The following is a 24,106-nucleotide window of genomic DNA, read 5'->3' as shown; positions in this document are numbered from 1 at the left end:
CCCGCGCGGCGCGTTGTTAATTAAAATCGATCCTATGCAGCCAGCTGTAGAATTTCGCAACATCTCCAAGCACTTTGGACATGTGAAGGCGAACACGGACGTCAACTTCACCATCGCCAAGGGCTCGATCCACGGCCTGGTGGGGGAAAACGGCGCCGGCAAATCGACCCTGATGAGCATCCTGTACGGTTACTATCGCGCCGACGGCGGCGATCTCCTGCTCGACGGCCAGGTCCAACAGATCCGCAACAGCCAGGAGGCGATCCGCCTGGGCATCGGCATGGTGCACCAGCACTTCATGCTGGTCGAGAACATGACGGTGCTCGACAACGTCATGCTCGGCACCGAGGGCGGCTTCCAGCTGGCGCGCCACCGCAGCACCACCGAGGCCAAGCTGCGCGAGATCTGCCAGCGCTACCGGCTCGACGTCGACCCGCTGGCCACCATCTCCGACTTGTCGGTGGGGGCGCAGCAGCGCGTCGAGATCCTCAAGCAGATCTACCGCAGCGCCAACATTCTGATTTTGGACGAGCCGACCGCCGTGCTGACCGCGCAGGAGACCGCCTCGCTGTTCGAGATCCTGCGCCTGTTCAAGGAGCAGGGCAAGACCATCGTGCTGATCACCCACAAGCTGCAGGAGATCCTCGACATCACCGACACCGTCACCGTGATGCGCGGCGGCCGCGTGGTCGGCGCCGTGGCCACCGCCGGCACCTCGAAGGAGGAGCTGGCCAACATGATGGTGGGCCGGCCGATCGAGAACAACCTGCCGCGCGCGCCCTACAAGCCGGGCGCGCCGATGTTGGAAGTGAGCGGCCTGCAGCTGCAGGACGCGCAGCAGGTCAAGCTGTTGACGGACATCGGCTTCACGCTGCGCGCCGGCGAGATCGTCGCCATCGCCGGCGTGTCCGGCAACGGCCAGAGCGAGTTGATGGAGATTTTGTCCGGCATGCGCCTGCCCACCTCGGGCCAGCTGCGCTTCGAGGGCAAGGACCTGCCCTTCGCCAAGCGTTCCGACGCCGACGGCCTGCCGCTGGAGTTCCGCGAACTGGGCATCGCCCACATTCCCGAGGACCGGCTGCGCGACGGCGTGGTGAAAAGCTTCTCGGTGATGCACAACACCATCCTGGGCTACCAGGACAAGCTGAAGAACCGCTGGGGCCTGTTCGACTTCAAGGCCATCGCGGCGCGCTGCGCCGAGCTGATGAAGACCTTCGACGTGCGGCCGGCCAACGGCGACCTGCGCATCGGCCTGCTCTCCGGCGGCAACCAGCAGAAGGTGGTGATCGCCCGCGAGGTGCTGGCGCAACCGAAGCTGATGCTGGTCGGCCAGCCGACCCGCGGCGTCGACATCGGCACCATCGAAAGCATCCACAAACAACTGCTGGCGCTGCGCGATAGCGGCGTGGCGATCCTGCTGGTGTCGGTCGAGCTGGAGGAGGTGCGGGCGCTGGCCGACCGCATCCTCGTCATGTGCGGCGGCCGCATCACCGGCGAACTGAAAATTGAAGAATTCGACACCACCCGCATCGGCTTGCTGATGGGCGGGATGCACAAATCATGAACAACCACGACCTGCCACGCTGGGCGAGCGCCTTCGTCCTGCCCGTTTTGAATCTGCTGTCGGCGCTGCTGGTGGCCGCCCTGGTGATCTATCTGCTCGGTGAAAACCCGGCCGAGTCGCTGGGCATTTTGATCAACAGCGCCATCATCAACCCCGAGGGGCTGAGCTACACCCTGTTCTACGCCTCGACCTTCATCTTCACCGGTCTGTCGGTGTCGATCGCCATGCAGGCCGGTCTGTTCAACATCGGCTCCGAGGGCCAGATGTACTTCGGCGGCCTGGGTCTGACCCTGGCCATGCTGGCCTTCGACGGCTCGCTGCCGGCCTGGGCGCTGATTCCCGTGGCGATGGGCGGCGCCGCGCTGTTCGGCGCGCTGTGGGGCTTCCTGCCCGGCTACCTGCAGGCCAAGCGCGGCAGCCACGTGGTGGTGACGACGATCATGTTCAACTTCATCTGCGCCTCGCTGATGAACTTCATCATCGTCAAATACCTGATTCCGGCCGGCGAGCAAAACACCGCCAGTCGCGCCTTCGCCGACAGCGGCGCCATGCCGCGGCTGAACACCTGGTTCCCCATCCTCGGCGAGACGCCGCTCAACATCAGCTTCCTGCTGGCGATAGGCGCGCTGGCCGTGTACGGGTTGATGGTCAAGCGTTCCGCCTGGGGCTTCAAGCTGCGCGCCACCGGCTTGAACCAGCACGCCGCGCACTATGCCGGCATCCGCATCGGCAAGATGATCATCACCGTCATGCTGATCTCGGGCGCGCTGGCCGGCCTCGGCTCGGTCAACTCCATCATGGGCTCGACCCACTACCTGAGTTTGAACTTCGTCGGCGGCGCCGGCTTCGTCGGCATCGCCATCGCGCTGATGGGGCGCCAGCACCCGGTCGGCATCTTCCTGTCGGCCGTGCTGTTCGGCGCGCTGATCCAGGGCGGCTTCGACCTGTCGCTGGAAAAACCGAATATTCCGACCGAAACCTTCATCTTTATCCAAGGCCTGATCATCCTGTTCTGCGGCGCCATGGAGAACTTCTACGCGCCGGCGATAGGCGCCCTGCTCAAGCGCGGCAAGGCATAAGGGAACCATCATGACATTCGACGACTTCCACTTCGCCAGCATTCTGGTATCGACCGTGCGCAACGCGCCGGTGCTCATCTTCGCCGCCATGGCCGGCCTGTTCGCCGAGCGCTCCGGCGTGATCGACATCGGCCTGGAGGGCAAGATTTTGGCCAGCGCCTTCACCTCGGCGGCGGTGGCCTTCGCCACGCAGAACCCGTGGTACGGCGTGGCCGCCGGCGTGCTGGTCTCGGTGGCCCTGGCCACGCTGCAGGGCTACGTCAGCATCACGCAAAAGGGCAACCAGCTGGTGGCCGGCATCGCCATCAACATCGCCATGAGCGGGCTGACCTTCGTGGTGGCGCAGTTCTTCTTCCAACAGGGCGGCCGCACGCCGGACCTGGGCCAGGCGCGCTTGTTCGACGTGGTGCTGCCGGGCAGCGCCGCCGTCGAGGGCATCCCCTTCATCGGCTGGCTGTACGGGCATTTGATCGGCGGCCACTCGGTGCTGGTGTACCTGGCCTTCGGCCTGGTGCCGCTGGTGCACTGGGTGCTGTACCACAGCCGCTTCGGCCTGCGCCTGCGCGCCTGCGGCGAGAACCCGCACGCCGCCGACGCGGCCGGCGTCAGCGTCGAGCGGCAGCGCTACATGGCGATGCTGGTGGCCGGCGTGCTGTGCTCGTTCTCGGGCGCCTACCTGGCCATCGTGCAGAGCGGCTTCTTCCTGCGCGACATGTCGGCCGGCGCCGGCTACCTGGCCTTGACGGCCATGGTGTTCGGCAACTGGCGTCCCGTCTACACCTTCCTCGGCTGTTTGATGTTCGGCTTCTTCGGCGCCGTGCAGATCCAGATCGAGGGCGTCGACCTGCCCGGCATCGGCCGCATTCCCGGCTCGCTGATCCAGATGGTGCCGTATGTGGTGACGGTGATCGTGCTGGCCGGCCTGATGGCCAAGTCGGTGGCGCCGAAGGCCTTGGGCACGCCGTTCGTCAAGTCGCGCTAAAGACTAGTTGAGAGGTATCCGATGGCGGTCCAGCAGAATATGCGGACCGCCATTTTCATGTGCGATGCATCCAGCATGTTGCATGGCGCAACGGACGGAAAACCGGGGTCAGTGCCGACATTCGGACACGAGCTCAACCATACAGTCCCAAGCCAATGCTGAGGACGTGTCCGAATGTCGGCACTGCCCCCCGCAGCTGCTGACCCTCGCAGCCCTTCGCTGCCCAACCACCGATTTGCTCGCGCTGCGGGGAAGAGGCGTAACGCCCCCTCCCTCGCTCACGCGCTTAGAACTCTTCCCACTCGCTGTCGGCGCTGGACGCTTTGGCCTTGGCGGCGGGACGCGCTACCGGCTTGGCCGGCGCCACCTGGCGGAGCGCCGGGCGCGCCGACGCCAGCTTGACCGGCGCGGCCTTGGCCGCCGGCGCGCGCTTCGGCGCGGAAGCCGGCGCCGGCACGCGCGGCGCCGCCCTGCCCTCGTCGAGCTTGAACACGCTGACCGCCTGCGCCAGATGGTGGGCCTGCTCCTGCAGGCTCTCGGCCGCCGCCGCCGCTTCCTCGACCAACGCGGCGTTCTGCTGTGTCACACCGTCCATCTGGGTGATCGCCTGGTTGACCTGGGCGATGCCCTCGCTCTGCTCGTGCGTGGCGACGGTGATCTCGCTCATGATCGCGGTCACCCGGCGCACGCTGCTGACCACCTCGTCCATCGTGCTGCCGGCCTCGTTGACCAGCTTGCTGCCGATGGCCACCTTGCCGACCGAATCGTCGATCAAGGCCTTGATCTCCTTGGCCGCCGCCGCGCTGCGCTGGGCCAGGTTGCGCACCTCGCTGGCGACGACGGCGAAGCCGCGTCCCTGCTCACCGGCGCGGGCCGCCTCGACCGCCGCGTTCAAGGCCAGGATATTGGTTTGGAAGGCGATGCCGTCGATCACGCTGATGATGTCGACGATCTTGTTGGACGACTGGTTGATCGAGGCCATGGTGTCGACCACCTGGGCCACCACGGCGCCGCTCTTCTGCGCCACGTCCGAGGCGGAGCCGGCCAGCTCGTTGGCCTGGCGCGCGTTCTCGGCGTTTTCCTTGACGGTGCTGGTCAGCTGTTCGATCGAGGCGGCCGTCTCCTCCAGCGCGCTGGCCTGCTGCTCGGTGCGGGCCGACAGGTCGCTGTTGCCGAGCGAGATCTCGGCGCTGCCGCGCGCCACGTTCTCGGCGCTGACGCGCACCTCGAGCAGCACGCAGTGGATCTTCTCGACGAAGGCGTTGAAGCCGGCGCCGATCACGGCCAGCTCGTCCTTGCCGTTGACGGCCAGCTTGACGCCGAGGTCGGCCTCGCCGCTGGACAAGTCGGTCATCGCCGCGCCCAAGGTGCGCAGCGGCGCGGTCAGGCGGTAGACCACGCCGATCAGGATGCCGGCGGTGGCCACGGCGCAGATCAGGGCGACGGCCAGGGTGTACCACAGCAGCTCGCGCGCCGAGGCGGTGGCGACGCTTTTCGGGAAGCTCAGCCGCACGCTCCAGGGCGCGCTCTCGGCGTGGATGAACAGCGGCTGCAGCAGGTGGATGTAGCCGCCGGCGTCGGCGAACTCGTAGCTCTGGCCGGCACGCACGGCGGCCAGGCCGGCCTCGGGGATGTCGTCGGCCTTCTTGCCGAGGCGCTCGGCGACGGGGTTGCTGGCGTACAGGCCGCCGTTGGAGATCAGGCTCAGCTTGGCGCCGTCGATCACCTTCAACTCGGCCAAGATCTTGCTCAGGCGGGTCAGCATGAAGTCGCTGCTGGCGACGCCCTGGAACTTGCCCTCGATCAGGATGGGCGCGACCAGCGAGGCCATCAGCACGTTCTTGCCGTCGACCGGATAGTTGTAGGGCTCGGTGAAGAACACCTTGCCGCTGCGCTTGGGGATGTCGTACCAGTCGTTGGCGCCCGGCGCGCTGTCGAACACGATGGGCTCGACGTTGAGCTTGCCGCCGGCGCCGCGCGTCCAATAGGGCATGAAGCGGCCGGTGGCGTCGTACAGCGGCTTCTTGTCGGCGAACTCGGCGTCCTTGCCGTCGAGCGCGTTGGGCTCCCAGGTGACGGCGGTGCCGATCAGGTCCTCGGAGCCGCCCAGCGTGGCCTTGACCATCTCGTTGACCTGGTCGCGCGAGAGGGCGGCGTTGGCGCCGCGCGTGGCGCGCATGGCGCCTGCCAGGTTGATCACCGCCGCCAGGTTGGTGCCGATGCGGCTTTGCAGCGCGCCCGACACCTCGCGCGCCGAGGTGCGCGCCAGCTCCATCGCGGCGGCCTCGGCGCTGGCGCTGCTGCGCACGCCGATGACGGTGGCGGTGATGCCCAGGCTGAGCACGGCCAGCACGGTGGCGGCGGCGCAGATTTTGCTGTTGAGCGACAGTTGCAGTCCGATGCCGTTGCTGAAACGGCCGGCAGGCTTGGCGGAGGTGTCGAGGTTCATGCTGGATTCCTTTGGTGTTTCAGGGCGCGGCGGATCGCGCCGCGCCGGTCGTTCAGAACGTCTTGGTCAGGGCCAGCACCAGGGTGGCGTCGGCCGGGTTCGAGGTCTCGACCACGCCGGCCGAGTTGGGGATGCCGAGCGTGTAGTTGTCGTAGGCGCTGGTGGCGCCCTTGGCCTTGGTGTAGGCGGCGGCCAGGGTGAAGCCGCCGGGCAGGCTCTTGCTCACGCCCACCTTCAGGTCGCGCCAGTTCCACATGCTGTTGTTGGCGACGCGGCCGTCGCCGGCGTGCAGGTTCAGCGTGTAGCCGCCGCCCAGGTCGACGTTGGCGCCGATGTCCAGGTAGCCGGTGCCGCGCGCGTCGACGATGCCGAAGAAGTCGTGGCTGATGGTGTAGTTGTACTTGGCGTACAGCATCTTGTAGGTGGCGCCGAAGGACAGCTCGCTGTAGTCGTACTTGGTGGCGCTGGCCTTGTATTCGGCGCCGGGATACTTGTAGTAGTAGACGGCGGCGCTGTAGCCAAGGTCACCGGCGGCGCCGGTGTAGGCGCCGTACAGGTCCCACTCCAGCGTGCCGTTTTCGATGTAGCGGTTGCTCATCGTCGACAGCCAGGTGCCCACCGAGAAGCCGTTGGGGAAGGCGTAGTCGGCGCCGCCCTGCAGGGCCGGCTTGCCCCAGGTCTGGCGGAAGCCGCGCGAGATGTATTGCGAGGTCAGCGTGACGTTGGCCGTGAGCGCCGATGCGGCCGGGGCGGCCGGGGCGGCCGGCGCCGGGTCGGCCGCAGCGGCGGCGGCGGTGGTTTGGGCTTGCGCGCTCAAGGCGAGCAGGCCCAGGCAAAGCGGCAGCAGCCGTTGCGAAACTGGTTTCATGTTCCATCTCTCCGTGTTGTTGCAGGCGGCGCCAGGTGGGGCGCGCGCCGTTGTAGGGGGGGCCGGTCAGGGAAGCGTTTCCGCTTCCGGCCGGCGGCTACAATCTGCAGGCGGGGTTGGGGCCATGAAGAATGCTTGCCTATAGAGGCGATGAGCTTCCCCGCCGTTCGGCCGAACGGGTGTAGGAAAACTCTTAGGTCTAGCATACGAAGGTTGGCCGGCGCATGTCAAATGTACTCTCCTAAATTGCAAGATGCTGTTGCTATTCTGCAATTCCCGGAATTTTCTTAGGCCATGACCGCGTTGTGACGAACTGCGTTTTAGTTACTATTCCTGAGAGTTAATTTTTTTCCCCGCCGGTGGCATCAGGCCGCGTTCCTGCCCGGCTACGGCCCCGGCCCGGGCCGCCGGCGCCGCTTTGGCGGCAAACAGCGCGCGCTCGGCGTACTGCAGCAGGATGATGGTCTTGCCGTCGGCGATCTCGCCGGACGCCAGCATGGCCATCGCCCGCTCGATCGGCAGCTCCAGCACCTCGATGTCCTCGCCCTCCTCGGCGATGCCGCCGCCATTGCCGACCCGCGCGGCGGGGTCGTATTCGGCGACGAAGAAGTGCAGCCGCTCGGTCACCGAGCCGGGGCTCATGAAGGCCTCGAACACCTTGCGCACCGCGCCGACGCGGTAGCCGGTCTCCTCCTCCACCTCGGCCTGGATGCGCTGCTCGGCGCTGGCCTGGTCGAGCAGGCCGGCCGGCGTCTCGATCAAAAAGCCGTCGTGCTGCGCGCCGTAGCAGGGGAAGCGGAACTGGCGGATCAGGATCACGCTGCGCCGCGCCAGGTTGTACAGCAGGATGGTGGCGCCGTGGCCACGATCGTAGGTCTCGCGGCTCAGGGTTTGCCAGCGGCCGTCGCGGCGGCGGTAGTCGAAGGTGGTTTTCCTCAACACATACCAGTCGTCGGACAGGGTTTCGACCTGGTGGATGCGGACGTGTTCTGAAACGTGTTCTACGGGCATGGCGGCACTCCTGGTGGCATGGATGGGACTTGCATTTTTAAACAGTATCATGCAATATCGTGCAATATCAAGAAATTTCATGCAAAGGAAAAACTGCCATGCTGACCCGCCAACGCAAGGAGCTACTGCTCAACCTGCTCAAACAGGACGGCCAAATCGTCGCCAAGGCGCTGAGCGAACAGCTCGGCCTGTCCGAGGACACCATCCGCCGCGACCTGCGCGAGCTGGCGCGCGAGGGTCTGTTGCAGCGCGTCCACGGCGGCGCGCTGCCGCTGCCGCCCTCACCGGCGATGGGCAATTTTTCCCAGCGCCAGCAGATCGCCGGCGAAGCCAAGCCGGCCATCGGCCAGGCCGCCGCCGCCATGGTCGAGCCGGGCCAGGTGGTGTTCATCGACGGCGGCACCACCGCCGTGCAACTGGCGCGCGCCCTGCCGGCCGAGCTGCGCGCCACCGTGGTCACGCACAGCCCGTCGGTGGCGCTGGAGCTGGTCGAGCACGCCCACATCGAGGTGATCCTGATCGGCGGCCGCCTGTTCAAGCACTCCATCGTCGCCATGGGGCCGGCGGCGCTGGAGGCGATCGCGCAGATCCGCACCGATATCTACTTCATGGGCGTGTGCAGCCTGGACCCGCAGGCCGGCATCACCACCGGCGACTACGACGAGGCCGGCGTCAAGCGCGCCATCAGCCAGGCGGCGCGGCGCACCGTGGTGCTGGCCTCGCCGGAAAAACTACACACCGCCTCGCCCTACCAGATCGCGCCGCTGAGCAGCGTTGGCGCCATCGTGGTCCACGCCGGCGTCGACGAGGCGCTGTTGGCGCCCTACCGGGCGATGGGCATCGAGGTGGTCGTCGCTGGAGGAAACCACCTAAAGGCTTGATACATTGCCATCCGGCATGGCACACTGGGAAGATTCTCCCCATGGACCACGCAAGCGATGATGCACGCAAGGGCTGTCCGGACCGCCGCCGCCTGCTGGGCGTTGTTGGCGGGACTGTGCGCCTCCCTCCCCTCGGCGGCCACCGATAGCCATCTGGTCTATCCACTGAGCACCTTCAGCATCGACAGCCGCTACGACTACGACTGGACCGTGTTGCGCACCGCGCTGGAGAAATCCAGGGCGCGCTTCGGCTCGTTCGACATGCGCCCGGCCTCCGCCAGCATGTCGCCGCAGCGCATCAGCCAGGAGCTGGCGCAGCCGGCCGGCCGCATCAACATTTTCGTGCGCGCCACCGACGCCGAGCTGGAACGGCTGTTCCTGCCGATCCGCATTCCGGTCGACAAGGGCTTGCTGGGTTATCGGGTGTTCCTGGTGCGCCACGAGGACCTGCCGCGCTTCGCGGCGGTGCGCGGCGTGAAGGACCTGCGCGGCCTGCGCGCCGGCCTGGGCAAGGACTGGGCCGACGTGGCCATTCTGCGCGCCGCCGGCATCGAGGTGGTCGAGGGTTCGACCTACGACGGCCTGTTTTCCATGTTGGAAGCGAAACGTTTCGACTTTTTCTCGCGGGCCGCCGACGAGGCCGGACGCGAGTTCGCCGAGCGCGGCGCCAGCCATCCGCAGCTGGCGCTGGAGCCGACCTTGCTGCTGCACTATCCGCTGCCGCGCTACTTCTTCGTGCGCCGCGACGCCGAGGGCGAGCTGCTGGCCAAGCGCATCGAGGCGGGGCTGGAAACGATGATACGCGACGGCAGCCTGGACGCGCTGTTCCAGCGCTACAAGGGCAAGATCATCGAGCGCGGCGGCCTGCACCGGCGCCGCGTGATCGAGCTGCGCAACCCCTCGCTGTCGCCGCAGACACCGCTGGGCCGCGCCGAGCTGTGGTACAAGCCGCTGAGCGACAAGTAGGCCGGCGCGCCGAGTGTGCTCGCGACGACGCCGGCAAGCACCCGCCGGCGCCGCCCGGCTACGGCCAGATGCTCTGCAACAGCGCGGCCAAATGGTAGCCGCCCTTGATCAACTGCTCCTTGGCGATGGCCGAGCTGGCCACCGGATAGTTGTCCGGCACGCCCAGCGCCCACACCTGGTAGACCTCGCCCTTGCCGCTGGTTTGGTACGCCACCTTGCCCGGCGTGGCGTCGGCGTAGGCCAGTTTGGCGACCATCAGCGCGTCGTCGGCCCACTGGTGCGGCCAGCCGGACGGGTCGCCGCTGTTGGCCGCCACCACCGGCTTGGCGGCGATGGCGATCTGGGCGAACTGCTGCGGCGTGCGCGCGCCGACGCGGCGCATGGCGTAGTCGACCACCGTGCTGTCCCAATACGAATGGAAGGGCCGGGTTAGCTGCCTGGGCTTGGCGCCGGCCGCGCCGGCGGCGGTTGCGGCGGCAGCGTCGGCCGCCGGCCGGGGCGGGATCAGCTGGGCGCTGGCGGCGCCCAGCTTGACGTCGTCGAGCAGCAGGTTGTTGCCGCCGCGCGCGTCGAACATGTTGACGGCGTCGATCTGCTTGGCCGCCAAGGGCAGCGCGTAGCCGCCGTCCTTGCCGACGTAGGCGGCGCCGACGTGCAGCGGCTGGTGGATGTCGCCGGCCAAATGGGTCAGGATCAACAGCGCCTGGCGCGGGCTGAAGCGGTGCGGATTGGTCTGCGGGTCGCCCTTGCCGCGCAACACGGCGATGGCCTGGCCCAGCGTCTGCACGATGTCGTCCTCGGCGGTGCCGACGGCGTGGTCGTGGTACCGCGTTTCCTGGAAGGGCACGTCGGTGTAGTGGTACTCGCTGTGCTTGGGATTGGCCGCCGTGTAGGCTTGCATCTCCTCGGTTTGCGGGCCGCAGTAGCTGCCCTTGACGCAGTCGGCCCAGTTGGCCACCTGCTCCAGGCTCTCGCCCGGCAACAGCAGGGCCGCCACTTGTTGTTGCGCGCGGCTGCCAACGATCAACTGGTCGGCGATGGCGCCGACGGCGCGGTGGCCGTCGCTGCCCCAGGCCAGCGCGTCGGCCGACAGGACCAGGCCGCCCAGGGCGGCGATGCAGGCGAGGCGCTTCATTCCGGACTCCCCTTGCTCGGCTTGGCGTAGACCTTGTTGATGTCGAGCGGCTGGGCGTAGGCCGAGCTCCAGGTCTGCTCGTGCAGCGCGGCCAGGCGCTGGGCCATTTTCTCGTTGCGCATCACCACCTCCAAATTGCGCGACAGGTCCAGATAACCGCCGCTCCAGTTGCTGGTGCCGACCCAGCCCAGCTTGCCGTCGATCACCATGGTCTTGCTATGGATGACGCGGGCGAAGGGGATGAAGCCGCTCGAGGCGACCGGCAGCGTGACCACGCGGATTTCCACGTTGGGCAGCATGGCCAGGCTCTTGAGGTAGGACTGCGCCGGCATCTCCAGGTTCCAGTTCGACACCATCAGCTTGATCTTGACGCCACGGTTGGCGGCCGAGCGCACCGCGTTGTCGATCACCGCGTAGTAGGGGCGCGTGCCCTTGGGGCCGTAGCTGAGCGGGGCGTAGTCGAGCAGCTGGATGCGCACCTCGCTGCGCGCCTCGGCCAGCAGGGCCGGCAGGCCGCTTTCGGAGTCGCCCACGCCGGCCGGGTTGTAGGCGTTCGGGCTGGCCAGCAGGTAGGCGGCCTGGGCGTAGTCGGCGGCCACCGGTTTGCTGTTGAGCACCGGCACGGTCTGGCCCTGGCTGCTCAGCGCCTGGGCGCGCCAGTCCTGCTCGAAGATCGCCTGCACCTGGCCGACCACCTTGGGGTCGCTGATGCGCAGGCCGGTTTCGTGGATGTGGCTGAACGCGCGCCAGTCGAAGTTCTGGCTGCCGACGTAGGCGACGGCGCGGTCGACCACCAGGTACTTGGCGTGGATGATGCCGTTGCCGGTCAGCTTGTTGAAGTCGATGACGCGCAGGTCCAAATTCGGGATCGCCTTGAGCTGGGCGATGGTGGCCGGCTCGGACAGGCCGACGCCCTTCTGGTCGAGCAGGAAGCGGATCTTGACGCCGCGCCGGCCGGCCGCCGCCAGCCGTTCGACCACGCGTTCGAAGGTGCTGCCGGCCTGGTTGACGACGTAGAACTGGCCGATCACGATCTCGCTCCTGGCCTGGTCGAACAGCTCGCTCCAGACCGTGGCGGCGTCGCGCAGGTCGGGCGTGGCCAAGCTGGTTTCCAGCGGCACGGTGTGGACCAGCTCGTAGCCGGGAATGCTGAACTCGGCGTGGGCCAGGCCGGCGGCGCCCAACAGGGCGGGAAGTAAGAGACGACGCATCGTGGGGGTTCCTTGATATCAATGGGCGGCGGCGGCGCCGGTGGCGCCGCCCTGCTTGGGTTGGCTGGGCTAGTAGGTGCTCTGGATGCGGCCGAGCGGCGCGGCGCTGCCGGCCGGCTTGCCGATCTGCTCGCGCATCCGCAGGTAGTTGCGCAGCGCGTCGATGTCGCGGATGCCGGTGTTGGCGCGGCTGCCGCCCTGGATGAACAGCGGGTAGGCGTCGCCGCCCTCGGCCAGGAAGGCGTTGGTGGCGACCCGGTAGGAGCTGGTGTTGTCGAGCGGCACGCCGTTGAGCAGCACGCTGCCCGGCACCACGCGGCTGCCGTCGGGTTGGTTGCGCTTCCAGCTGTAGGAAAAGCCCTCGGACACCTGCAGCAGGCCGCGGGCGGCGTGCTTCGGCCCGCCCCACTGCTGCTCCAGCAGGGCGGTGATCTGCGCGCCGGTCAGGTTCATCACCACCAGGTCGTTGTTGTAGGGCAGCACGGCCTGGGCCTGGCCGGCCGTGGCCGGCAGACCGGCGCCGGCGGCCAGGTCCTGGCGCATGCCGTGGTTGTTCATGAAGGCGATCTGGGCGCCGAAGTGGCGCGCGCCGACCAGCATCGAGTCGGCCACCAGGTCGCCCAGCGCCGACTCGCCGTGCTCGTTGAGGCTGCGCGTGACGGGCGAGAGCGCCAGCTTGGCCACCGGCTGCGCCAGCGCCGCCGCGCTGCGCTGGCGCACCTGGGCCAGGTAGGCGTCCAGCGCCGGATCGGCCGGGTACTGGCCCGGCGTCATCACCACGTTGCGGGCGGTGACTTGTTGCACGGTGTTGCTGGTGGTGTCGACCTGCAGCTGGATGCGGGTCAGCACGCGCCCGCCCATGTCGGCCTGGGTCACCAGGCGCTCGCCGACGCGGCAGGTGTAGCCGGTGTGGCTGTGGCCGCTGACCACCAGGCGGATGGCCGGGTCGAGCCGCTTGATGATGTCGAGCAGCGGTCCCTGCAGCTGGCTGCACTCGGCCTTGTCGAAGGCCTCGACCGTGTGGCCGCCCTGGTGGATCAGCAGCACGAAGACGTTGACGCCCTGCTTGCGCAGCTCGGGCAGGACGCGGTTGACGGAGTCGGCCTCGTCGGCGAAGTTGAGCCCGGCCACGCCGGACGCCAGCACCATGCCGACGGTGTCGCGCAGCACGGCGCCGATCAGGCCGATCTTCACGCCGCGCACCTGCTCGATGCGGTAGGCCGGCAGCACCGGCTTGTTGGTCACCATGTCGATGACGTTGGCGGCCAGGTAGCTGAAACGCGCGCCGCTGTAGTCGGCGGCGAACTTGCAGGCCTTGTCGGCGCGCGGCGAGGCGCAGCCGCCCTTCTGCTGGCGCAGCAGCTCGACCCGGCCGGCGTCGAACTCGTGGTTGCCGACCGAGCTGGCGCGCAGGCCGAGCAGGTTCATCGCGACGATGGTCGGCTCGTCGGCCCACATCGCCGACATCGACTGGCTGGCGCCGATCAGGTCGCCCGAGCCGACCAGCAGCAGTTCCGGGTCCTCCTTGCGCCAGGCCTGCAGGGCCGCGCCCAGCGTGTCGATGCCGCCGGCCTGGACCGTGCGTTGGCCGCCGAACAGGCCGCCGGCGCTGCTGAACTTGCCCGCCTCGAGGTTGCCGTGGAAGTCGTTCAGGCCGACCAGGTTGATCGCCACCGTGTTCGGCGGCGGACGGTGGGCGCAGCCGGCCAGCAGGACGGCCAGCGCGGCGGCGGCGATCGGGCTCAGGTATTTTTTCATTGCATCACGAGTCGGAGAGAAGGGAATATTGTACAGCCAGCCCCGGAAAAAGGATGCGTCGCGGCCTGGCGCGACGCCCCCCCTGCAAAGGGGTCTGACCCCGTACGGGGTCAGACCCCGTGGCGTCGCGGGGTGCGGGGATAAAAAAACGGCCGATGTCGCCATCGGCCGTTCCCCTGGTTCACGCTAGCGTGGCGACGAGCTTAGAACTCGTACTTGACGGTGGCTTGGATGGCCCACTGCGACTCGCCCTTGACCTGGCGCACGTCGTAGTCCTCGACCTTGTCGCGCACCTTGTAGATGTAGCGACCCTGGGCGTCCAGACCGACGTAGTCGACGAAGCTGCGCGCCTGGCCGCCGCTGCCGGTGAAGCCGACCTCGTTGATGCGGCCCCACTTCTTGTTCAGCAGGTTGCCGACGTTGAAGATGTCCAGGGTGAAGGTGGCCTTGTTGTTTTTGAACAGACCAGGAATCTCCTGGGCGATGCGCATGTCGAAGCTGTTGGTCCAAGGCGAGAAGCTGTCGTTGCGCTGGACGGTGCCGCCGGCGGCGCGTTTCAGCGACGGGTTGGCGTTGACCACCGACCAGAACTTGTCCTCGTTGGCGTGGCTGCCGCCGACGTCGCCGGCGAAGACCACCTGGCCGGAGCCTGGTGCCGACGGGATGAACATCAAATCGTTGCTGCCGATGCCGTCGCCGTTCAAGTCGTTGTTGTAGGTCCAGCTGTATGGCTTGCCGGTGCGGCCTTCATAGAACATGCCGAAGGTGGTTTTATAGGAACCGAAGAAGCGCTTCTGGAAGTTGACCAGGGCGTTGATGCGGTCCTTGACCAGGTAGCTCGAATTGGCGTTGGCTTCGTCGTTCGGGTTGAAGATCGAGCGCGCGCTGTAGTTCGAACCCGAGGTCGACGAGGTCAGCGGCGACACTTCCTTGGCGTCCGTGTAGGTGTAGGAGACCGACCAGCCGAGGCCGGAGGTCATCGGACGGCTCAGCGACAGGGTGGCCAGGTTGCTGCCGCCCTTGCTGGTCTTGTCGGCCAGCAGCACGTTGCCGAACTTGTTGTTGCTGCCCGCCTTGGTCACGAAGCTCGAGCAGGCGCCGGTGTTGATCGAGGCGCCGGTCGACTGGTTCCAGCAATCGGTCTTGAAGCCGGCGGCGGAGTAGTACAGCGCACGGCCGTCGGTGCCGGTCTTGGTCGGCGCGCCCAGGTTCAGGTTGCGGTAGAAGATGCCGTCCTTGTTCTTGGTGTACAGGTACTCGGCGCTGAAGACGATGCCGTACCATGGCAGCTCGGTGTCGAAGGCGATGTTCGATTTCCACACCGACGGCTGGCGCAGGCCTGGGGCCAGGGCGTCGACGTTGGCGATGGCCGAGGAACCCTTGACGTTGGTCGGCTGGTTGTTGATGTCGGACGAGAAGCTGTTGTCGCCGTTGCAAGGCGCCGTCGAGGAACCGCAAGACAGGGTCTTGGTGGCCACGCCGGTGTTGGAGAACGGGTTGGACAGCCATACCGTCGCCGCCGCGCCCTGGAACAGGCCGGCGCCGCCACGCACTTGCATCTGGCGCGCGCTGTCGAAGGTGTAGTTGAAGCCGAAGCGCGGCTGCACCAGGTTTTCGCCGTCGAAGGTGTTGGTGTTGTCGATGTCGAAGCCGCCGGTCTGGCGACCGCCGGTCGCCGCCGTCGCCGCGATCACCGGTGCCGCGGCGGCGTCGTTGCGCAGCGGACGGTCGCTGATGCGGGCCGCGTCCAGACGCACGCCGTAGCTCAGCGTCAGGCGCGGGCTGACGGTCCAGGTGTCCTGCACGAAGGCGCCGTAGTTTTTCATGCTGAAGTTGGCGACCGCGTCGTCCAGGGTGCGGCCGGCGTTAGGCACTTGCAGCGAGTACGACGATGGACGGCCGCGGCTGAAGTTTTCCAGCACGGCTTGCTCGATCTGGGCGGCGGTGGCCGGGGTGTTCTTGCCGCAGTCGAAGTTGGCCGGCAGCGAGTTGTAAGGCTGGGCCACGCAGGAGAAGGTGTAGTTGCCCCAGATGTTCTGCAGGAAGGCGTTGTACACGTCGTTCTTCTGGTAGTCGCCGCCGAACTTGACTTCGTGCTCGCCCAGCGACCAGTTGGCGCCCAGGTAGGCGTCCTTGGTCTTGGTGCCGAGGACGTTGCGGTGGCGGCTGTTGTCGGTGCCGAACTGCAGGGTGCGCGAGGTGACCGGCACCGAGGCCGGCGTGCCGGCCGGGGTCGGACCGGTGAACTGCAGGTTGATCAACGGCAGCTTGGCGTTCAGGTTGGGCAGGCTGTCGTAGTCGCGCGAGGAGACCTTGAACTCGGTCGAGAAGTTCGGCGTCCAGTCGGCGGTCCACTGGCCGACCAGGGTTTCGATGGTCTTGCCCTGGTTGAACCATTCCGAGTTGAGCGAGATGGTGTTGGCGTTCAGGCCGGAGAACGCCGGCTCGGACTGCTTGGTCTTGGAGTAGCGGAACATGGCGCGGTGCGCGTCGTTGATGTTCCAGTCCAGTTTCAGCAGGGTGTCGTCGACGGTCAGCTGGCTGCCCTCGGGCACCGAGGTGCCGGCGTCGAAGCCGAACTTGTTCTTGGCGATGTCCTGGGCGGACGCGATGGCCGAGTTGGTGATGCCGACGTTGGTCATCGAGCTGCCGATCGGGCCGAACGACGGCGCGCTGCGGGTCGACTCGAGCTTCTCGTAGCCGGCGAACAGGAACAGCTTGTCCTTGATCAGCGGGAAGCCGACGGTGGCGCCCTTGGTGGTTTCCTTGAACGGGGCCGGCGCGGCGTAGCTGTCGGAGCTCAGGTTATAGCGGTCGCCGGCCATGCTGTCGTTGCGGAAGACGTAGTAGACGCTGCCCTTGACGGTGTTGGTGCCGGACTTGGTGACGGCGTTGATGTTGCCGCCGGTGTAGCCTTTTTGCGTGACGTCGTAGTTGGCGACGTTGACCTGCACCGACTGGATGGCGTCGATCGAGATCGGCTGCTTGGCGGTCGGGCTGCCGTTCGACTCCAGGCCGAAGGTGTCGTTGACGGCCACGCCGTCGATGGTCAGCGAGTTGTAGCGCGAGTTCTGGCCGGCGACGGACATCTCGCCGCGCTCCTTGTCGGTCTGCGAGACGCGCGGATCGGTGCGGGCGTAGTCCTGCAGGTTGCGGTTGATCGAACCCTGGATCGCCAGTTCGGTCGCGCTGATGCTGGTGCCGGCGCCCATCGTGGTCTTGGAGAATTTGTCCGAACGGCCGCCGGCGATGCCGGCGATGGTCACGGTCTGGATCGCCGGGGCGCCCAGGGTGGCGTCGACGTTGGCGGTCTCGGCCAGCTGGACGAAGACGTTCTCGCGCTTCTCGCTGACGCCGTTCTTGGTGATGGTGATCGTGTACGGGCCGCCTGCGCGCAGGCCACGGGCGACGTAACGGCCTTCGGCGTCGGTGACCACGTTGCTGACCGAACCCGATTCGGTGTGCACGACGGTGACCGTGGCACCACCGGCTGGTTTGCCGTCGGTGGCGAAGATGCGCCCGCCGATGGCCGAGGTGGTGTTCTGGGCGAAGGCCGGTGCTGCCGCAAGCGCGATAGACAAGCTAAGCGCGATTTGCGTTAGCCGAAGCCGTTTGTGATTGATCATTGTATAACCCCAAAAAAGACTAATAGTTGTTTGGAACCCATGCTGGTGGCAGGTGTTCCCTCTTTACTGTGCTGCAACTGGTCGGCCGGCCCATCGCTGGCCTGCGCTGGTCTGCGCCGGTCTGTCTTCGTGCCAAGACAAAAAATTCTGTAACACCCTCTTCCATTCGGCGCCGGCGCCCCTATCTGGTGTCGACCGGCCCCCTTGCACCGCCCCCGTATTGCGGCGAACGTCGCGCTTCATGCGTATTTCTTGCACATACACCATCAAACGCGTCGCTCCCTCTGGGGCAACGCATAAGTGTAACGGTGCAATATTTCAGGGCTATGACGTCTTTATGACAATTTTGTGACAAGCAAACCGGCCATGCCGGCGCTGCCGTCCATCGATCTGCCCTGCAGTGGGAAAAGCAATAATCTTGCCTTTTTGGATCATTTCATCCCACTATGCATTAAGTGCAAACCCCATGACAAATACGATTTAATTTACGAATTTATATGAAAAACATATAAATGTGCCCGGCTGGCGCCCTCTTTTGGAGGTCGCCGGGGCGCGCAAGGGCGGGATTATAAATGAGCCTTGCGTACTTGAATTTGTTTCATGTGGAAAATATTCAAAGCTAGAGGCAGTCCACCAGTTTTGTGTCGCTTGTGGGCCACAGGGTGGCGCCGGCGGCAAGGCGGTGGATGAAGATGAATTTTATGACAAGGAACGGCCGTTCCTCGTGCGCACGGATGAAAAGGCGGCTTGCCTGTCATCTAGTGTTGCTATTTCGCCCGCCGGCGCTGGCGCCGGCGGGTTTTCCGTACTGAACCTCGACCAGATTACTTCTTCGATTTCTGCCCGGCCGCGGCGATCTCGGCCTCAAATTTCGCGAACTTGCCGTCAAGCGCCTTCAACAGGCGCTGTTTGTCGTCGCCGGCCAGGAAGGAATAGCGCAGGCTGTCATATGACAGTTTCTTGACCTCGGCATAATCGGTCTTGTAGCGGCTGGCGAACAGCACGTACTCGCCGGACAGATTGTTACGCGACACGCCGGCGTCGTCGGTCGAGATGACAAAGGGCACGCCGTACTTGCGGTACATGGTGATCGGGTGGGCCTCGCCCTTGACGCCGAGGATGAAGTCGTTGCTGCTCAGGTTGATCTCGACGGCGATCTTCTGGTCACGCATTTTTTTCATGATGGCCAGCGGATTGCTCTCGTGGGCGATGTCGATGCCGTGGCCGATGCGCTGGGCGCCGGCGACGTCGATGGCGTCCTTGATGTGCGAGGTCAGGCCCTCGGGCGGCACCACGCCCAGCGCCAGCTCGCCGGCGTGCAGCGCAAGGTTAACCTTCGGATACTTTGCCTTGAGGAACTTGAACATCTGCATGTGCAACAGGTAGTCGCGCATCGAGACGTTGACGCTCTCCTGGCCGACGATGTTGACGCCGACGATCTTCGGGCTCTGGCTGGCCAGCTTGAAGCTCGACAGCATGGCCGAGAACACTTGCGACGGCGACAACAGGCGCACCACGAAGGACTGGTAGCGCAGCGTGAACTGGGCGTCGTCGATGCCGGCGCCGCCGGTGTTGACGTCGTCCAGGTAGCTGGTGATGCCGTCGTTGAAGGACTTGTCCTGTTCCAGCTCGGCGCTGAAGGCGGCCAGCATGGCGTCGTTGACGCCGCCGGCGATGGCGTGCTGGTCGAACTGCGGGTTCTTCACCATCGGCGCCGAGTGGAACATGGTCTCGATATAGCTGAGGTTTTCCTGGATGGCGCGCTGCTTCAGGCGCTGCAGGCCGTCGGCCGTGTTGAACGAGGAGATCGGGCCGAAGTAGCCGAAGGTGTCGAAGAACTGGCGGTCCGGCGGCGACTGCTGCGTGCTGTGGTTGTAGAAGTCCTTGTCCGACCAGCGCTGCAGCAACTGGGCCAGCAGGGTGTTGTTGTTCATCACGGCCGAGCCGCTGACGCAGTCGCCGGCCGGGGTGTGGGTTTCGATCTGGTAGCTGGCCTGGTTGACGCAGTAGTTCTGCTTGTCGATCCACTCCAGATACTGCTCGGCGTAGATGGCGCCGGAATAATGGTGGTGCAGGTCGCCGCCCTTGGGCATCAGGGTGAAGAACATGGTCAGCTCGGCCAGCTTGGGCTGGGGCGCGGCGAGCAGCGCGGCGAAGTGGCGGCGGGTCAGTTCCGCGTTGCTGGCCGCCTGCGCGCTGAGCGGCAGGACGACCATGGCGGACAGCGCGGCGGTGACCATCAGGCTGGCGATTTTCTTTTGCATGGGCTCTTCTCAAGGTGGAGGTGGATGGGTTTCAGGCGGCCTCGCGCGCGTGCACGCGGCGGCCGGCGGCATAGGTGGCCGCCACGGCGCGGTCGTCGCCCAGCAGCGCCAGCGCGAACAACAACTCTTCCAGGCTGTCGCAATGGGCGCTGCGCCGTTGCAGCAGCGGCGTGGCTTGGGCGTCGAGGACGATGAAGTCGGCCTCGGCGCCGGCGGCGAAGTTGCCGATCGTGCCTTCGAGTTGCATGCTGCGGGCCGCGCCCAGGGTCGCCAGATAAAACATGCGCAGGGCGGGCAAGTAACTGCCGCTCAGTCGCGCTACTTTATAGGCTTCATTCATTGTTTGCAACATAGAAAAAGAAGTACCACCGCCGACGTCGGTGGCCAGCGACAGCAGCATGCCGGCCCGGTCGGCGCGGTCGAAATCGAACAGTCCGCTGCCCAAAAACAGATTGGAGGTCGGGCAGACGGCCGCCGCCGCGCCGCTGTCGGCCATGCGGGCGCGGTCGCCGTCGTCGAGCCAGATGCAGTGGCCGTACATGGCGCGCGGGCGCAGCAGGCCGACCTGGTCGTAGACGTCGAGGTAGCTGCGCGCCTGCGGGAACAGGCGCTGGACCCAGGCGCACTCGTCCCGGTTCTCCGACACGTGGGTCTGCACGAAGGTGTCCGGGTAGGCGCGCGCCAGTTCGCCGGCCAGGCGCAGCTGTGCGTCGCTGGAGGTGGGCGCGAAGCGCGGCGTGATGGCGTACAAGGCGCGGCCGCGCCGGTGCCAGCGCTGGATCAGCGCCTCGCTGTCGCTCACGCCGGACTCGGCGGTGTCGCGCAGGAACTCGGGGCAGTTGCGGTCCATGAGGACTTTTCCTGCCACCATGCGCAGGTCGCGCTTTTCGCTGGCGGCGAAAAAGGCGTCGACCGAGGCGGCGTGCACGCTGCAATACACCATCGCCGTGGTGGTGCCGCAGCGCAGCAGCTCGTCGAGGAAGAACTCGGCCACGTCGGCGGCGTGGGCCGGGTCGTCGAAGCGGCGCTCGGTGGGGAAGGTGTAGGTTTCCAGCCAGGGCAGCAGGCCGGGCGCCGGCGAGGCGATCATTTCGGTCTGCGGGTAGTGGACGTGGGTGTCGATGAAGCCGGGCATGATCAGCTTGCCGCTGTAGTCGTGCACCGTGCAGCCGGGCGGCAGCGTGACGTGCAGGCTGGCGTAGTCGCCAGCCGCCCGCACCTTGCCGTCGGCGACGACCAGCAGGCCGTCCTCGTGCCAGGCGTGGGCGTCGGCGTGGAAGGCCGGATCGGCGTGGAAATGCAGCAAGCTGGCGCGGTAGGCTTGCGGTTGGGTGCTGGACATGGTGTGCGTCTATCCCGTAAAAGGATGGGTGGCGTGCCAATGCTCGGCGATGTCGATGCGGCGGGTGATCCAGACCTGGTCGTGACCCTGCACATAGTCGAGGAAGCGCGCCAGCGCGGCGGCCCGCGCCGGGCGGCCCAGCAGGCGGCAATGCATGCCGATCGACAGCATCTTCGGCTGGTTCAGGCCGTTCGGGTCGCCCTCGGCGTAGAGCACGTCGAAGGCGTCCTTCAAATAGTCGAAGAACTGGGTGCCGGAGTTGAAGCCCTGCATGGCGGCAAAGCGCATGTCGTTGGTGTCCAGCGTGTAGGGCACGATCAGCTGCGGCGCCACGGCGGCCCGGCCGGCGGGGTCGGTGTAGGCGATCTGTTGCCAGAACGGCAGGTCGTCGCCATAGTGGTCAGCGTCGTAGCGGAAGCCGCCGTGCTCGACCACCAGCTTGCGCGTGTTGGGCGAATCACGGCCCGTGTACCAGCCCTGCGGCGTGCTGCCGGTCAATTCCTTGATGATGGCGACGGCCTCGTGCATGTGGGCGCGCTCGTCCGCCTCGTCCATGTTCTGGTAGCTGATCCAGCGCAGTCCGTGGCAGGCGATCTCGTGGCCCAGTTGCTGGAAGGCGGCCACCGCCTCGGGGTTGCGCTTGAGCGCCATGGCCACGCCGAACACCGTCAAGGGCAGCTTGCGCTCCTCGAACATGCGCAGCAACCGCCACAGGCCGGCGCGCGAACCATATTCGTAGATCGATTCCATGCTCAGGTGGCGGGCCGGGAAGGCGGCCGCGCCGATCATCTCCGAAAGGAAGGTTTCCGACGCCGCGTCGCCGTGCAGCACATTGTTCTCGCCACCCTCCTCGTAGTTGAGAACAAATTGCAGGGCGATGCGCGCACGATCGGGCCATTGGGCGTGGGGAGGCTTGGCGCCGTAGCCGATCATGTCGCGCGGATAGTTGTCGTAGGTAGTCATCTGGGTCGAAAAGGAATGGGGACAATGGCAATGGAGAATATACGTCCCATCATATATTGCCTCACTAGCATCGGTATATGATTTGCTGAATAAGCAGTTTCACTCAAACATATAGGACGGATCATGGGAAAGCTTAGTACACACGTGCTCGATATCACCGTGGGCAAACCTGGCGCCGGCGTCAGCGTGGCCCTGTACGCGGTCGACGAGGCCGGCAAGGTGTTGTTGAAATCGGACGTCACCAACGCCGACGGCCGCTGCGCCCCTTTATTGGAGGGCGATACGATGAAGGTCGGCAAGTACGAGCTGGTCTTCAAGGCCGGCGACTACTTCGCCGCGCGGGGCGTGGAGCTGCCCTCGCCGCGCTTCGTCGACCAGGTCACGCTGGCCTTCGGCATCGCCGACGCGATGCAGAACTACCACGTGCCGCTGGTGGTGTCGCCCTGGGCCTACTCGACCTACCGGGGCAGCTAAGGCGGCCGCCGACGGCGTCGCCAAGCGCCCGGCGCGGCCCGCTCATGGGCCGCCCAATATAGGCAAACTTGCATGGAAGCGGCCCTTGCCTTAGAATTCAAGCCTCTGTGGCCACCTATTCGGCCATGCCGTCTGGGCCGGCGCCGACTTCTGGCCGACCAGTTTCCCACGCAAGTTTCTTTACGGTGAGCCTTGGATACCGTACCGTTATGGGTGCAATTTCTTGCGCTCGCCCTCCTGATCCTCTGCTCGGCGTTCTTTGCCATGGGCGAAACCGCGCTGATGGCGGCCAACCGCTATCGCCTGCGCCACATGGCCAAACGCGGCAGCCGCCGCGCCATCACCACCTTGTGGCTGCTCGACCGCACCGACAAGCTGCTGTCGCTGATTCTGATCGCCAACACCTTGTTCAACGCCATGGCCACCGCCCTGGTGACGGCCATCGCCATCGAAACCTTCGGCAATGACGACAACGTCATCACCATCTCGACCGGCGTGGTGGCCTTCCTGCTGATCGTTTTCGCCGAGATCTCGCCCAAGGTGATCGGCGCCAGCTACCCGGAAAAGATCGCCCTGCCCACCGCCATGGTGCTGAAACCGTTGATGGCGCTGGCCAAGCCGCTGATCTGGTTCGTCAACCTGTTCGTCGGCCTGGTGCTCAAGCTGTTCCGCATCAAGGCGGGCGCCCACCTGCACGACGCCCGCCTGTCGCCGGAGGAGCTGCGCTCCATCGTGCTCGAGGGCGGCAACTTCATCCCGCAAAAGCACAAGAGCATCCTGCTCAACCTGTTCGACCTGGAAACCATCTCGGTCGAGGACATCATGACGCCGCGCTCGCAGATCGAGGCGCTCAACCTGTCGCTGCCGGTCGACGAGATCAAGCACGAGCTGACCACCTGCTACCACAACAAGTTGCCCGTCTACGAGGGCGAGATCAACCAGATCATCGGCATCCTGCACGTGCGCAAGGCGGTGGCCCTGCTCAACCGGGAGGACGAGCTGACCACCGAGCACTTCCGCGCCCTGCTCAGCACGCCCTACTTCATTCCGCAGGACACCGGCGTGTTTACCCAATTGCAATATTTCCAGGAAAACCGCGAACGCCTCGGCATCATCGTCGACGAGTACGGCGAGGTGCAGGGCCTGGTGACCTTGGACGACATCATCGAGGAGATGATCGGCGAGTTCACCACCTCGATGCCGGGCGCCGCCCGGGCCGACAGCTTCGCTTGGAACGAACAGGGCGAGTGCCTGCTCGAGGGCGCCACGGCGCTGCGCGACATCAACAAGCGCCTGGGCCTGAGCTTCCCGCTGGACGGCCCGAAGACGCTGAACGGCATGATGCTGGAATTGCTGCAGGAAATCCCCGAGTCGCCGATCAGCGTCAAGGCCGGCAACTGCGTGATCGAGGTGGTGCAGGTGCAGAACCAATCGATCAAGGTGGTCAAATTGATACGCGCCGGCGGCAAGCGCGCCTGAGGCCGCTCCCCCGCCGACGCCGGTGCCGGCGCGCACGATTGTTTCGTCTAAGAG

17 protein-coding genes are annotated in these 24,106 nt (G+C 66.0%); 7 read left to right on the top strand and 10 right to left on the bottom strand.

The genetic code is table 11. The features are described 5' to 3' along the window. The first annotated feature begins 34 nt into the window (after window positions 1-34). The 3 genes from BM252_RS14095 to BM252_RS14085 are packed head-to-tail and all read left to right on the top strand — an operon-like array spanning window position 35 to window position 3,625. The gene (locus BM252_RS14095; RefSeq protein WP_093388299.1) at window positions 35-1,564 is read left to right on the top strand and encodes an ABC transporter ATP-binding protein; all 1,530 of its coding nucleotides are present in this window, start codon (window positions 35-37) and stop codon (window positions 1,562-1,564) included. Further along, window positions 1,561-2,643 (top strand): ABC transporter permease, encoded by a 1,083-nt coding sequence (locus BM252_RS14090; RefSeq protein ID WP_093388298.1) that lies wholly within the window; start codon window positions 1,561-1,563, stop codon window positions 2,641-2,643. Before BM252_RS14095 ends, BM252_RS14090 begins: the two co-directional genes overlap by 4 nt. A gap of 10 nt (window positions 2,644-2,653) precedes the next feature. After that, a complete protein-coding gene (locus tag BM252_RS14085; RefSeq protein WP_093388297.1) occupies window positions 2,654-3,625 on the top strand; it encodes an ABC transporter permease in 972 nt (323 codons plus the stop codon). A gap of 286 nt (window positions 3,626-3,911) precedes the next feature. On the opposite strand, the gene BM252_RS14080 is transcribed toward BM252_RS14085, so the two are convergent. From BM252_RS14080 to BM252_RS14070, 3 genes are all read right to left on the bottom strand, one after another. Continuing rightward, a complete protein-coding gene (locus BM252_RS14080; protein WP_093388296.1) occupies window positions 3,912-6,074 on the bottom strand; it encodes a methyl-accepting chemotaxis protein in 2,163 nt (720 codons plus the stop codon). A 52-nt stretch (window positions 6,075-6,126) separates the two neighbouring features. Then, a complete protein-coding gene (locus BM252_RS14075; RefSeq protein ID WP_093388295.1) occupies window positions 6,127-6,942 on the bottom strand; it encodes a TorF family putative porin in 816 nt (271 codons plus the stop codon). A 327-nt stretch (window positions 6,943-7,269) separates the two neighbouring features. Continuing rightward, on the bottom strand, window positions 7,270-7,953 hold the full coding sequence (locus BM252_RS14070; protein ID WP_093388294.1) for an NUDIX domain-containing protein: 684 nt from the start codon (window positions 7,951-7,953) through the stop codon (window positions 7,270-7,272). A gap of 98 nt (window positions 7,954-8,051) precedes the next feature. On the opposite strand from BM252_RS14070, the gene BM252_RS14065 reads away from it, so the two are divergent. Together BM252_RS14065 and BM252_RS14060 are read left to right on the top strand one after the other, a co-directional pair. After that, window positions 8,052-8,834, top strand: a complete 783-nt coding sequence (locus tag BM252_RS14065; protein ID WP_093388293.1) for a DeoR/GlpR family DNA-binding transcription regulator — start codon at window positions 8,052-8,054, stop codon at window positions 8,832-8,834. A gap of 57 nt (window positions 8,835-8,891) precedes the next feature. After that, window positions 8,892-9,800 carry a substrate-binding periplasmic protein gene (locus tag BM252_RS14060; RefSeq protein WP_093388292.1) on the top strand — a complete coding sequence of 303 codons (909 nt, stop codon included), beginning with the start codon at window positions 8,892-8,894 and terminating at the stop codon, window positions 9,798-9,800. A gap of 58 nt (window positions 9,801-9,858) precedes the next feature. Here BM252_RS14060 and BM252_RS14055 read toward each other — a convergent pair whose 3' ends face one another. From BM252_RS14055 to puuE, 7 genes are all read right to left on the bottom strand, one after another. Further along, entirely contained in the window at window positions 9,859-10,935 is a 1,077-nt protein-coding gene (locus BM252_RS14055) for a S1/P1 nuclease (RefSeq protein WP_093388291.1), read from the bottom strand. Then, window positions 10,932-12,146 (bottom strand): phospholipase D-like domain-containing protein, encoded by a 1,215-nt coding sequence (locus BM252_RS14050; RefSeq protein WP_093388290.1) that lies wholly within the window; start codon window positions 12,144-12,146, stop codon window positions 10,932-10,934. The genes BM252_RS14055 and BM252_RS14050 overlap by 4 nt, the downstream gene beginning before the upstream one ends. A 69-nt stretch (window positions 12,147-12,215) precedes the next feature. Continuing rightward, on the bottom strand, window positions 12,216-13,904 hold the full coding sequence (locus tag BM252_RS14045) for a bifunctional metallophosphatase/5'-nucleotidase (protein WP_093388289.1): 1,689 nt from the start codon (window positions 13,902-13,904) through the stop codon (window positions 12,216-12,218). A gap of 203 nt (window positions 13,905-14,107) precedes the next feature. Then, entirely contained in the window at window positions 14,108-17,485 is a 3,378-nt protein-coding gene (locus BM252_RS14040; RefSeq protein ID WP_342742509.1) for a TonB-dependent receptor, read from the bottom strand. Window positions 17,486-18,354: 869 nt separating this feature from the next. After that, window positions 18,355-19,794, bottom strand: a complete 1,440-nt coding sequence (locus tag BM252_RS14035) for an adenosine deaminase family protein (protein WP_093388287.1) — start codon at window positions 19,792-19,794, stop codon at window positions 18,355-18,357. A 31-nt stretch (window positions 19,795-19,825) separates the two neighbouring features. Then, window positions 19,826-21,136 carry a guanine deaminase gene (gene guaD, locus BM252_RS14030; protein ID WP_093388286.1) on the bottom strand — a complete coding sequence of 437 codons (1,311 nt, stop codon included), beginning with the start codon at window positions 21,134-21,136 and terminating at the stop codon, window positions 19,826-19,828. A 9-nt stretch (window positions 21,137-21,145) separates the two neighbouring features. Then, a complete protein-coding gene (puuE, locus tag BM252_RS14025) occupies window positions 21,146-22,099 on the bottom strand; it encodes an allantoinase PuuE (protein WP_093388285.1) in 954 nt (317 codons plus the stop codon). A gap of 123 nt (window positions 22,100-22,222) precedes the next feature. On the opposite strand from puuE, the gene uraH reads away from it, so the two are divergent. Together uraH and BM252_RS14015 are read left to right on the top strand one after the other, a co-directional pair. Next, a complete protein-coding gene (gene uraH / locus BM252_RS14020) occupies window positions 22,223-22,573 on the top strand; it encodes a hydroxyisourate hydrolase (protein ID WP_093388284.1) in 351 nt (116 codons plus the stop codon). A gap of 192 nt (window positions 22,574-22,765) precedes the next feature. After that, window positions 22,766-24,052, top strand: coding sequence for an HlyC/CorC family transporter (locus BM252_RS14015; RefSeq protein WP_093388283.1), 1,287 nt, complete (start codon window positions 22,766-22,768; stop codon window positions 24,050-24,052). The last annotated feature ends 54 nt before the right edge of the window (window positions 24,053-24,106 follow it).

It is taken from the genome of Rugamonas rubra (genome assembly GCF_900114705.1).
GTDB lineage: Bacteria > Pseudomonadota > Gammaproteobacteria > Burkholderiales > Burkholderiaceae_D > Rugamonas > Rugamonas rubra.
This window is presented reverse-complemented; position numbering and strand designations above follow the sequence as displayed.

Bases quoted from the DNA above. Each gene is read 5' to 3' on its own strand.
- BM252_RS14095 (WP_093388299.1), top strand. From the start codon at position 35: ATGCAGCCAGCTGTAGAATTTCGCAACATCTCCAAGCACTTTGGACAT.
- BM252_RS14090 (WP_093388298.1), top strand. From the start codon at position 1,561: ATGAACAACCACGACCTGCCACGCTGGGCGAGCGCCTTCGTCCTGCCC.
- BM252_RS14085 (WP_093388297.1), top strand. From the start codon at position 2,654: ATGACATTCGACGACTTCCACTTCGCCAGCATTCTGGTATCGACCGTG.
- BM252_RS14080 (WP_093388296.1), bottom strand. From the start codon at position 6,074: ATGAACCTCGACACCTCCGCCAAGCCTGCCGGCCGTTTCAGCAACGGC.
- BM252_RS14075 (WP_093388295.1), bottom strand. From the start codon at position 6,942: ATGAAACCAGTTTCGCAACGGCTGCTGCCGCTTTGCCTGGGCCTGCTC.
- BM252_RS14070 (WP_093388294.1), bottom strand. From the start codon at position 7,953: ATGCCCGTAGAACACGTTTCAGAACACGTCCGCATCCACCAGGTCGAA.
- BM252_RS14065 (WP_093388293.1), top strand. From the start codon at position 8,052: ATGCTGACCCGCCAACGCAAGGAGCTACTGCTCAACCTGCTCAAACAG.
- BM252_RS14060 (WP_093388292.1), top strand. From the start codon at position 8,892: ATGATGCACGCAAGGGCTGTCCGGACCGCCGCCGCCTGCTGGGCGTTG.
- BM252_RS14055 (WP_093388291.1), bottom strand. From the start codon at position 10,935: ATGAAGCGCCTCGCCTGCATCGCCGCCCTGGGCGGCCTGGTCCTGTCG.
- BM252_RS14050 (WP_093388290.1), bottom strand. From the start codon at position 12,146: ATGCGTCGTCTCTTACTTCCCGCCCTGTTGGGCGCCGCCGGCCTGGCC.
- BM252_RS14045 (WP_093388289.1), bottom strand. From the start codon at position 13,904: ATGAAAAAATACCTGAGCCCGATCGCCGCCGCCGCGCTGGCCGTCCTG.
- BM252_RS14035 (WP_093388287.1), bottom strand. From the start codon at position 19,794: ATGCAAAAGAAAATCGCCAGCCTGATGGTCACCGCCGCGCTGTCCGCC.
- guaD (WP_093388286.1), bottom strand. From the start codon at position 21,136: ATGTCCAGCACCCAACCGCAAGCCTACCGCGCCAGCTTGCTGCATTTC.
- puuE (WP_093388285.1), bottom strand. From the start codon at position 22,099: ATGACTACCTACGACAACTATCCGCGCGACATGATCGGCTACGGCGCC.
- uraH (WP_093388284.1), top strand. From the start codon at position 22,223: ATGGGAAAGCTTAGTACACACGTGCTCGATATCACCGTGGGCAAACCT.